Raw genomic sequence first — 10698 nt, forward strand, 5'->3', positions numbered from 1 at the left:
TGTCACAAAACTGCGCCCCCGACCAATCGGCCGGGGGCGCAGTACCTCAACTCAGGTCGTCAGCAAGTACCGGCGCCCATGGCATAGGCACAGCCGGGGTCGCGGGTCTTCCTCACGACCGTGTCCCGGTCGTGAGCGGCAGTCGCCTGCCAGACATCGCCGATCGCGGCCGAGGTGCCCGCGACTATGGCCACACAGCCGGGTGCGGCAAGCCCGGCCGTGGAGGTGATGAGCGCCCCGCACCCCAGACCGCCGAGGAAGCCGAGCACGCCGGACACGATGGCCTTCCCGATGGAATCCCCGACGGCGTTCCCGTAATTCTCATCAGCCTTCTTCTGCGCCTCGGCGTCGTTCTTGACCTTCTCGGCGACCACCTTGGCCTCTTCCAGGCGTTGGATGTTGGCTTTGATCTTGGCCAGTGTGTCGCCGATGATCTGCCACATCCCGGATACGCCCGTGGCGGCGGTGTCGTAGCCGTTGACCTCGGCCAGGGTGTTGTTGATGGTCTTCTGTTCGGCCGAGTCGTCCGGGACCCAGACGTCGATCGCGCGGATCTCCTCGAGCACCTCCTTGATGGTCCGCTGAATGTTGACGATGATCTTCTCCTGCCGGGTTCGCTCCTCCTCGAACTGGATCTTCAGTTCCTTGAGCTTGGCCACGTCGCCGCGGAGCGTCGCGAGGAAGTAGTCGAAGACGTACTTGATGATCGTGACCAGAACCGTGTAGTGGACCTCGCGGAGCTTGGTCACCTGCTCCTCGACGGTCTTCCACTTCTGGACGAAGACCTTCTGCCACTTCTTCACGGTTTTCCGGCCGCCGGAGTCGTTGAAGGTGACCGGGCTGTTGTTCGCGTAGGCGTAACCGTTGAGCTGTTGCGGGTCGGTGAAGTCCGCGACCGGGTCGACCGAGATGAAGCGGCCGGTGCTCTGGTCGTACTCGCGTGCCCCGAGGTGCACCAGACCGGTTGACGCGTCGTCGGTACCGCCGGCGAAGCCGCGATCACCTTGCCAGCCGGTCGGCGCCGCACCGCGCAGTTCGCCGTACGGCGTGCGGCGGCGCTTCTGCACCGCTTGGCTGACCGCGTCGATCTGGATGTTGCTGGTGTTGTGGAGCTCCGAGGCCACCCACGACAGCTTGCTGCCGACGCGGACTGCGACGGATCGGCCGCCCTGGCTGTAGTACCGGGTGCCCAGTTTGCTGCCGTCCGGCATCAGCAACAGCTCGGTCTGGCCGATCGTCAGCGTGGTTCCGCTGGGTGTCCTGCGGATCAGCCGGTCGCCGTTGGCGTCGTAGATATACGACGTCTTGCCGGCCTTCGTGGTCACCGACTCCAGCCGGCCCTCGGCATCCCAGGTGAACGATTCGCCCACCCCGGACACGTCGCGAGTGACCTGGTTGCCTTCGGCGTCATAGCCGTAGGCGGTGGTCTTGCCGTTGGTGGTGACCGCGCTCAGCGCGTGCGGTCGCACCCCGTTGACCGGATAGGTATAGGCGCTGTTCGTGCTCCCGGCCGCTGTCGTCCGGGTCTCGGTCTTGCGGTTGCCGGTCTTGTCGAAGGTCCAGCTGTGCCAGTACGGCGCCGGGCCGCCGAGCGTGTCCTTGGTGGGTGTCGCGGCACAGTCGCCGTTCCCGGGTGTCCAGGCCGACGTCATCCGCTGGAACTGGTCGTACCCGAAGCACTGCGTGTCGGGCGTCTCGCCGGTCGGGGTGTCGGTGATCTTGAGGACGTTGCCCGACGCGTCGTACTTGTAGTTGAGGTCGCCGATCTTGGCGGTCGCAGTCTTCGTGACGGCCCGGGTCAACGCCTGGGTCCGGGGGTCGTACTCGAATCCCTGCTGAACCCAGTTGCCGTCCTTGCTCGAGCTCAGCAACGTGGTGTGACCGACGCTGTTGAACTGCGTGCCGGTGAGGTAGGTGTCCGCACCGGTCAGCGTGATCGGCAGGTTCTGCTGGTTGTAGCCGACCTTGATGGTCTCGGCGGGCAGGCCGCCGATGGCCGGCAGTTCGGTGCCGTCGACCTGCCCGTCGAGGCGGTACGTCGTCTTGATCGGATAGGTGCCTGCCAGCGCGCCCTCGGAGGCCGGGATCGTCAGTTCGGTCCCGGTCGGCTTGCCGGTCACGTCGTACCCGGTGATCTTGGTTTCGTAGGGCTGCCCGTCGACGTAACGGATCGCGCTGCTGAGCGCACCTGCCTGAACGGTGTCGTACTTCCACTCCGCCTGCAGCACCGGCGACCCGCCGGGTTTGGTCGCGTACTCCGCGGTCTGCCGGCCGGCGCCGTCATAGCTGAACGAGACCGTGATGCCGTTCGAGCCCTTCTGCGACACGAGCTGGTCGAGATCGTCGTACGTGAAGACGGTGGTGCCCTTGTCCGGATCCACGGTCTTGGTCCTGCGGCCACGGACGTCGTAGTCGAAGGACCAGACGTTGCCGGCCGGGTCGGTCACCTTGGCGAGCTGACCGGCCGGGTGGTACTCGTAGGCGGTCTTGTCGAACGCGCCGGTGGCCTTCGTACCGGCGTACTGGCGCAGCTCGGTCACCTGGCCCTTGGCGTTGGTGATCTTGGTGGTCGCCTGACTGCCGGTGGGTGGTTCGACGGTCTGCCGGCCCGCCGCGCTGCTGTGCGACGTCCGCCACTGCTCGGCCTGCTTGGAGACGAAGATCTCCTCTTTCACCTGGTCGGTGTTGCCGAACTCCGCGACCTGCTGAGTGGACAGCTGGGCCTCGTCCGCGACGAACACCTTGTCGTCGATCGGGTTGCGGTTGAAGTACGGCCCGTTCTCCTTGATCTGGAAGCCACGGGAGTCGTAGACGTACTCCGTGATCACCTGGCCGACACCGTCGGCCGACGGACGCTGGACCTCGCGCTTGCGGTTGAGGCCGTCGCTGAGTTCCACCGTCACGTTCTGCCGGCCGTCACCGTTGAGCGTCTTGGAGGTGACCATGCCCGCGCCGTCGCTGCGGACGGTGTAGTCGTACTCCGCGTTCGGGGTCGCCCGGCCGTCCTGACCGGGCAGCCAGATCTTCTCGGTCCGGCCGAGCGGGTCGAGCTCGGTCTTCGACCGCAGACCGGCCGCGTTCTTGATCGCGGTCTCGGTACCGAAGGCGGGTTCGAACTCGGTCTCGATGGTCTGCCCGTTCGGCTGCGTCACCGTGGTCTGTTCGACCGGTGCCGCTCCGGCCGGCGAGTAGGCGACGACCGTGTCCTTGTCGGCGGCGTTGGTCGTCTTGGTGACTCGCCCGATCGGGTCGTAGTCGACCTTCTCGACCACCTGGTACGTCGGTTTGCCGGTGCTGTCGAACCCGCTGAGGCGTTCGGACTTGGTGCGATCGCCCAGGTCGCGGACCCCGCCGGGGGTGCTGCTGCCGTCGTAGTACATCCGCTCGTCGACGAGCACCTGAGCGTTGGTCCAGGCCTTGTTGCAGGCTACGGCCACCACCTGGCGGCGGGAGACGATCTCCGCGATGCCGCTGCCGTCGTTCTTGGTGTACTCGTAGCGGGTGCAGGTGTCGTCGGCGGTCGTGGTGGTGTCGCCGAGGGAACTCGTCTCCTTGACGGAGCCGTCCGCGTTGTAGGTGTTCTCACCGGCGATCGTCCGGCGGCCGGTGTCGGTGGCCTGATCCTGGTGAAGTCCCTTCTCCGCCACCCGGAACGAGCTGGTGGTGCCCCACGGGCGCTCCCGGGTAGCGGTCGGCGCGGAGACCCACGAATCGCGGATCACCCGGTCGACGACCTTGGTTCCGTCGTACTTGGTCTGCTCACGGAGCTGACCGGACAGCGGTTCGAGGTCCTCGGCCTTGGCGCCGGTGGAGTCGGTCACCTTGACGTCCTTGACGGTCCCGTCCTGGTTCTCGTCGCCGTCCATGCCGCGGTAGAAGACCTTCTCGGTGACGCTCTGCGGGCCTCCGGCCAGGCCCTTGGTGACCCGGACCTTCTCGTAGCCGCGCCATTGGGACCAGGTTTTGGCGTCGATCTGGACCAGGCCGTCTTCGTCGTCGTGGTGCCAGGCGGGTGGGCTCAGGTACTCGACCGTGGTGACCTGGGGGTCGAGGCCGGTGGTCAGGTCGGATTCGGTGACCTGGTTGACGACGTATTTGCCGAACCAGTCTTCGCGTTCCTGTTGACCCTGGGGGTCCATTTCACCGGGTAGCAGCGTTTGGTGTTGTTGTCGCGGGCCGGGAGGTTGTCGGGGACGCTGCAGTCGGGGTCGAGGTAGTTGACGGCCAGTTCGCCGCCGTTGCCGTATTTGACGGCTTTGACCCGGGGCCAGTCCAAGGGGGAGAGGCCGGTGCCGGCTACCCGGTTGTTCTTCATGATCGAGGCGAAGGTGACCGACGGGGTGGACAGGGTTCCGTCGACCAGGCCGGTGTTGGTGATGCCGTTCAGCCACAGGCCGGCGCGGTCGTCGGTGCCCTTGAGGTAGGTGTGTTGCAGGGTCCACTTGCTGACCGGCTTGTACTCCGTGCCGTCGGCGACCTCGGTGGTGACCGAGGCGAGTCGTCGCGCGGTCCAGAAGGTCGGGTTGTAGTGGTCCTTGCAGTCGGTGTCGCTGTAGCAGGCGAGGTCGAGCGGGGTGTCGGGGTAGTCGGCCTCCTCGCAGGCGCCGATGCAGCGGTCCTCGGTCTGGAAGGTGACCCGGCCGACGGCCGGCTGGTCGAAGACCTCGCCGTCACGCTGGCCGTACTCGATCCGGCTGAGGTGGCCGGCCCGGACGTACTCGCTGACCGCGGTGGCCGTCATCGCGCGGGCGTACCGCTCGGTCTCGACGTCGTAGAACAGGCTCATCGTGTTGCCGTGCGCATCGACCACGTAGTCGAGGTTCCAGCGGTACGCCTGGTCGCAGTGCGAGTCGGCGAAGGCGTTCACCCGGCAGGGCTCGCCGGGGTGGTTGCCGAACACCGGGACGGTCCAGGCCGAGTGGGTGTCCTGCTCGTCACTGGTTGCTCCGGGCAACTTGTTCAGGCCGAAGTAGAACTTCGTCCCGTCCTTGCCGGTGACCACCCAGTACTCGCCGTCGTTCCCGGCGTTCTCACCGGCGCCGCCGGCATCGCCGTTGTCGGCGCCGAACAGCCGCTCGATCACCAGCCCGCTGTCGGCCTTGGAGTGCCACTTGTTCGGTTCGTCGTCGTCCGGGATCAGCTCGCCACCCGAGCCGTTGAGGCTGAAGGTGGCGTTGTCGGTGGCCCAGCACAGGTCGCCGGTGGGCTTGGTGCCGTTGTTGCTGTCCTTCTGCTCGGACTTCGCGCCGCAGGAGGCGTACTTGCGCTCGATCGAGCCGCCGACCGCGAGGTCGAAGCCGGCTCCGACCCAGGACGCCTGGGAGTTCGAGGTGGTGGTCCGGCCGTCGACACCGCCGGAGCTGTAGCCCAGGCCCAGTTCGGGCTTGGGGCCGCCGAGGCTCGGCGGGACCTTCATCGGGTACGACCAGTTGAAGTCACCCGACGACCCGCCGACCTCCCAGGTCGCGGTCGGGCTGAGTGGAGTGGCGCCGGCATCGCCCTTCTCACCGGAACTGCCGGCAGCCACGGCGAACAGGCCCTCGGACTTGCCCGCCGCAGGGACGTCAGCGGCGAGTTCGCCGAGGCCGTTGTTCACGGTCGGCACCGGTACGCCGGCGCACTCGGCCTTCTCCGGAGTGGTCAGCGCACACTCGGGCAGCTTGAGCAACCGGAGACGGCTACCCCAATCGCCGCCGAAGGTGTACTTGAAGGCCGAGTAGTCGACCCGGACCGACACCGGGCCGGCTTTGGCCACACCGTCGGCCCGCGAGACCCGCAGCACGAGCGAGTTCTGCTTGCGGCCGATCAGGTCGACCTGGACGCTCTTGGGCGTCGCGGCGGTGGCGGTCGCCTCGTTCTTGGTGCCGACCGCACGGTTGGCCGCAGTGGCCGGGCCGACCCGGATCGGCAGCGCTCCCGCCTTCGCGGCGGTCACGGTCGTCGCCACGGCCTTGGCGGCAGGGAGATCGACCTTGGCGGTACCGGCCGACGGCCACACCGCGGCGGGGGTCTTGGTGAAGGCGAAGTTGTCGTCGAGGTCCGGCGTACCGGGTCTCGGTTTGGCGTTCTGGCCGCCGACCGACACGTCCTTGACCGGATTCCATTTGTCCGGTTTGGGTGGCGGAGCGGTCATTGACGCGGCGGCCTGCTGGCCGCTCACGATCAGGCTGGCGGCGACCAGGACAACGGTGGCTATTCGCCGGCGGTGGGACATGAAACCTCCTGTGGGCAAAGGGGGACAGCGCATCTCAACCTCGCCCGGCCAGGCCGGTCAATGGACTTCGAAATAGTTGGAAACGACGGCCGCGGCCATTTCTAGATTCGTCGAAAAGCGCGCTTTCCCAGGATTTCCGTGCCAGCTTGATCCGGCGACCGCCCCGACTTCGGAATGATGGTGAGTGCTGTGCCCCGAGCTGGAATCCGCCTGCTGGCGGGAGCATTGCTGCTGGCCTTGACGGTGCCGACGACGGCCTTCGGGTCACCGGCCGTCGAGCCGGCCGTGAAGGCCGTCGAGGCGTCGGCCCCACTCGCCAAGGCGACCAAGAAACGGATCGAGCTCACCGCCCGTTCCGGCCGTGCGAGCAAGGCCGTGGCCGGCTCCTGGGGTGGCAGCCAATACCGCTGGACCCATGTGAACAAGAAGTTCCCCGACGACTCGTACTGGAACCAGGACCGCGACGAGGGCGCCAAGGTCGGCTACGCCTACGACCAGTCCGGCAACGTGTACCGCTCGTTCTTCCAGCTCGACACCGCGCCGATCAACGGCGCCCGGGTGATCTCGTCGTCGTTCAGCATCGTGCTCGACCACAGCCCGACCGGTACACCGACCAACGTCGACCTCTTCGAGACCTACCCGATCGACCCCGACGAGGACCTCACCTGGAACTCGACGACCGACTCCCACTGGCAGGGCGAGCTGGCCACGGCCGCCGGGCACGCCTGGACCGGGCATGAGGAGGACATGGAGATGGCGTTCGGCTCCGACGCGCTGACCCAGGTCGTCCAGTGGTCGGCCGAGAGCCGGACCGGGTTCGTCACCCTGGGCCTGCGGGCGCCGGACGAGACCGGCACCACCAGGGAGTCGAGGGAGCAGTGGAAGAAGTTCCGGCCCGAGACGGCCAAGCTCATCGTCGAGTACAACAACCTGCCACGGCCGCCGATCAAACTGAACCTGACCCGGCCCCGGCCCTGCGGCACCGCCGCGGCGCCGACCCTGATCAGCACCGCCCGGCCCACCTTCGCCGCCGTCGCCAGCGACCCGGACGGCGACAACATCAAGACCAGGCTGTTGATCCGCCGGGCCACCGACAACAAGATCCAATACCAGCAGGAGTCGGCCTTCACCACATCCGGAGCGGCGTTCTCCTGGCCGCAGGTCCCCGACGGGAAGCTGGTCGACGGCGCGACGTACGCCGTGTCCGCACGCAGCGACGACGGCGTGGCCGACGACGGGGCCGACTTCGGCGACGAGAGCCCCAAATGCTTCTTCAAGGTCGACCTGGTCAAGCCGGGCACCCCGACGGTCGCGTCGACCGACTTCCCCGACGGCGCTCCCGGCGTACCGGCCCGGACGGTCGGCCGGATGACGTTGCGGCCGGCCGCGGGTGACACGGATGTCGTCGAGTACCTGTACGGGTTCCAGGCCGACCGGATCGACCAGCGGATCAAGGCCGGCCCGGACGGTACGGCGACGTTGCCGGTGACCGTGTGGCCCGACGACTCCGGGATACCGACCGCCAGGCTGTTCGTGCTGGCCGTCGACAAGGCGGGCAACACGAGCCCCGATCCGACCGGCTGGGACCTCACCGCGCGCCCGAATCCCAGTCCGCAGACGTACGTCCGGGGTGACGTCAACGGCGACGGGCGGGCCGACGTCGACGCCGTCATCGACCAGGGGTTCGGCCGGACGGCGATCTGGAACGTGACTGCCAAGGCCGGCGGGTTCGAGACGGGCGCGATGGCCTTCGACTCCGGCGAGAACGGTGGCTTCCCGTTGTACCGGACCAGGCCGGCCCAGGGCGACTTCGACGGGGACGGCCGGGCCGACACCGCCTTCTTCCGGGAGGAGGCCGGTCGCCGGATGGCGCTCTACAGTCTCAAGTCCGACGGCAACACGTACGCGCCCGGCTCGCTGCCGGCTTGGCGTGGACCAGCGAACGGGTGGGTGCTGAGTACGGCCCGGGTCGTCGCAGGCAACGTCAACGGCGACAAGCGGAGCGACATCGTCGTCCAGATCAACAACGGCGACGGGACCTGGCGGGCCGAGGTCTACCGGGGTGGTGATCTTGCTCACCCGACCGCCTGGCTGGCCGCCGCGAAGGGGCAGTGGGCGCAGAGCACCCCGGTGCTGGCCGATGTCGACGGGGACGGGCGGGCCGATCTGGTCGACATGAAGAACGCGGGCGGCTGCCGGACGGTCGTCGAGTACTACCGCTCGACCGGTACCACCTTCGCCCCCACCCCGGTTCCGCTCTTCGACAGCGGTACCGGCAAGTACTGCTGGGAGCGCAACCACCCGGTCGTCGGTGATGTCGACGGCGACGGCAAGGACGACATCGTGTCGCTGTACGAGAACACGCCGGGGCAGCCCGACACGACGCTGAAGGTGTTCCGCTCGACCGGTACCGCGCTGACCCTGGGCGACTGGTGGCACGATGCTGCGACGTTCGACCCGGCCAAGGTGGTGCTCAGCGTCGGCGACTTCACCGGCGACCACCTGGACGACGTCGGCCTGGTGGCCGCGCTGGCCGACGGCGGCCGCGAGGTGTCCACGCTCACCTCGACCGGTACGTCGTTCAAGGCGCCGGTGAGCGGGTGGAAGGAGCCGAGGGTAGGGGCCACGGCCGGTCCTACCTTCGACATCGAGCATCGGACGTACGAGCTGGTCGCCCGGCACAGCGGCCGCTGCCTGGAGGTGGCCGGTGGGACCCAGGACGACGGGGGAGCGATCACGCAGCAGGCCTGCGCGGGCGAGCTGCATCAGCGGTTCCGGCTCGAGCAGGTCGCCGGTACGGAGCAGTTCGAGGCGCACACCGTGCACGCGGAGGGTCACCTCGACAATGTCGTACCGCGCTGCCTGGACGTCGACGAGGCCAGCGACGACGATGACGTCCCGCTCCAGCAATGGGCCTGCGTCGGCACGGCGAACCAGCAGATGACGATCGAGTACGTCGAGGGCAGCGGGTACGACACCGTCGTACGGCTGAAGTTCGCGCAGAGCGGGAAGTGCGCGGCGGTCCGGGGCGCGAAGCTCGGCAACGGCGTGCCGGTCGTGCAGATGCCGTGTGCCGCGGCGGCCAGCCAGCAGTGGATCCTGCGGGCGGCGGTGAACGACGACCAGCTCGACGGGACCTTCCGGGTCAGGGCGGTTCGCGGTGGCAAGGTCTTCGACGTCGAGGACTGCGACCTGTCCGAGGGAGCCGACCTACGGACCTGGGACGAGGAGGACGGCAGTGAGTGCCAGCAGTGGCAGGTCAAGCCGCTGGGCGACGACGTCTACCAGCTCGTCGCGCCGTCCACCGGTCAGCTGGTACAGATCGAAGGCTGCTCGGGGCTGCCCGGGACCAGCATCGAGGTGATGAAGGCCGGCGCCTCCAGTTGCCAGCGCTGGCGGATCGAACCGGCGTACGACGGCAGCTGGAGCATCCAGGAGGCCAGAACCGGGCTGTCCATCGATGTGCTCGGCTGCAGCGAGGACGCCGGGGCGCGGCTGAACATCTCGCCGTACTGGAACGGCCCGTGCCAACGATTCGACCTGGAGGGCGTCTAGGGCGTCCTCTAGGGTGCAGGTGTGCTGAGGATCGGGTTGACCGGGGGTATCGGGTCCGGGAAGAGCTCCGTGTCGTCGAGGCTGGCGGCACGGGGCGCGGTGGTGATCGACTCGGATGTGCTGGCGCGGGAGGTGGTTGCCCGGGGCACTGATGGGTTGGCCGAGGTGGTTGCGGCGTTCGGGGACGTGCTGACCGCCGAGGGGGAGCTGGATCGGCCGGCGGTGGGGCGGATCGTCTTCGGGGATGAGGTCGCCCGGCGGAAGCTGGAGGCGATCATTCATCCGCGGGTACGGGCGCGGGCGGCCGAGATCGAGAGCGCGGCGCCGGGGGATGCGGTGGTGGTGCACGACATTCCCTTGCTGGTGGAGACGGGGCAGGGTGGCAATTTCGATCTGGTGCTCGTGGTCGACGTACCGCAGGAGGTGCAGGTCGAGCGGCTGACCCGGGATCGCGGGATGACTGACGCGGAAGCGAAGGCGCGGATCGCCAGTCAGGCGACGCGGGAGCAGCGGCTGGCGGTGGCGGATCTGGTCGTCGACAACTCGGGCAGCCTCGAGGAGCTGGACGCGCGGATCGAGGAGCTCTGGCCGGGACTGCTGAGCCGAGCAGGACACGGTCCGGCCACGAAAGGGTGACCCTTGGGACGGAAATGATGATTCCGGGCCGAGCTGTTGGAGAATCTTCCCGGTCCGGAAGTCCAAGGTAGGGAGGGTGGCGTGGAGTGTCCGCGCTGTAGCTCTGACGTTCCCGAGGTATCGCATTTCTGCCACCACTGTGGCAACGATCTGCAGACCGGGGACGCCGAGCGCAAGAAGGCCTATGCGGCCAGACCGGACGAGCCGGTGGCTTCGTTCAAGCTGGTCTCGACGATCATGCCGCAGGGCGCGGGCCGCCAGCCGTACACCTATCGGGTCGCACTGGGCATCGC

4 protein-coding genes and 1 pseudogene are annotated in these 10698 nt (G+C 67.9%); 3 read left to right on the forward strand and 2 right to left on the reverse strand.

The window, feature by feature from the left end; genetic code table 11:
* Window positions 1–59: 59 nt before the first annotated feature.
* Together ABD116_RS30175 and ABD116_RS30180 are read right to left on the reverse strand one after the other, a co-directional pair.
* Window positions 60–4139, reverse strand: a complete 4080-nt coding sequence (locus ABD116_RS30175; RefSeq protein WP_343977847.1) for an RHS repeat domain-containing protein — start codon at window positions 4137–4139, stop codon at window positions 60–62.
* Window positions 4061–6214, reverse strand: a complete 2154-nt coding sequence (locus ABD116_RS30180) for a hypothetical protein (protein WP_343977849.1) — start codon at window positions 6212–6214, stop codon at window positions 4061–4063. Before ABD116_RS30180 ends, ABD116_RS30175 begins: the two co-directional genes overlap by 79 nt.
* A gap of 189 nt (window positions 6215–6403) precedes the next feature.
* Here ABD116_RS30180 and ABD116_RS30185 point away from each other — a divergent pair, with 189 nt between their 5' ends.
* The 3 genes and pseudogenes from ABD116_RS30185 to ABD116_RS30195 form a co-directional block, all read left to right on the forward strand.
* Window positions 6404–9769 (forward strand): RICIN domain-containing protein, encoded by a 3366-nt coding sequence (locus tag ABD116_RS30185; protein ID WP_343977852.1) that lies wholly within the window; start codon window positions 6404–6406, stop codon window positions 9767–9769.
* A gap of 21 nt (window positions 9770–9790) precedes the next feature.
* Window positions 9791–10405: a dephospho-CoA kinase gene (gene coaE / locus ABD116_RS30190; RefSeq protein WP_343977855.1), complete on the forward strand. Its 615-nt coding sequence runs from the start codon at window positions 9791–9793 to the stop codon at window positions 10403–10405.
* 81 nt (window positions 10406–10486) lie between these two features.
* Window positions 10487–10698: pseudogene (locus ABD116_RS30195) on the forward strand (zinc-ribbon domain-containing protein); the annotation flags it as partial.

The organism is Kribbella koreensis (assembly GCF_039525325.1).
Lineage (GTDB): Bacteria > Actinomycetota > Actinomycetes > Propionibacteriales > Kribbellaceae > Kribbella > Kribbella koreensis.

Excerpts from the sequence above, each read along its gene's own strand:
- ABD116_RS30180 (WP_343977849.1), bottom strand. The coding sequence starts at position 6,214 with ATGTCCCACCGCCGGCGAATAGCCACCGTTGTCCTGGTCGCCGCCAGC.
- ABD116_RS30175 (WP_343977847.1), bottom strand. The coding sequence starts at position 4,139 with ATGGACCCCCAGGGTCAACAGGAACGCGAAGACTGGTTCGGCAAATAC.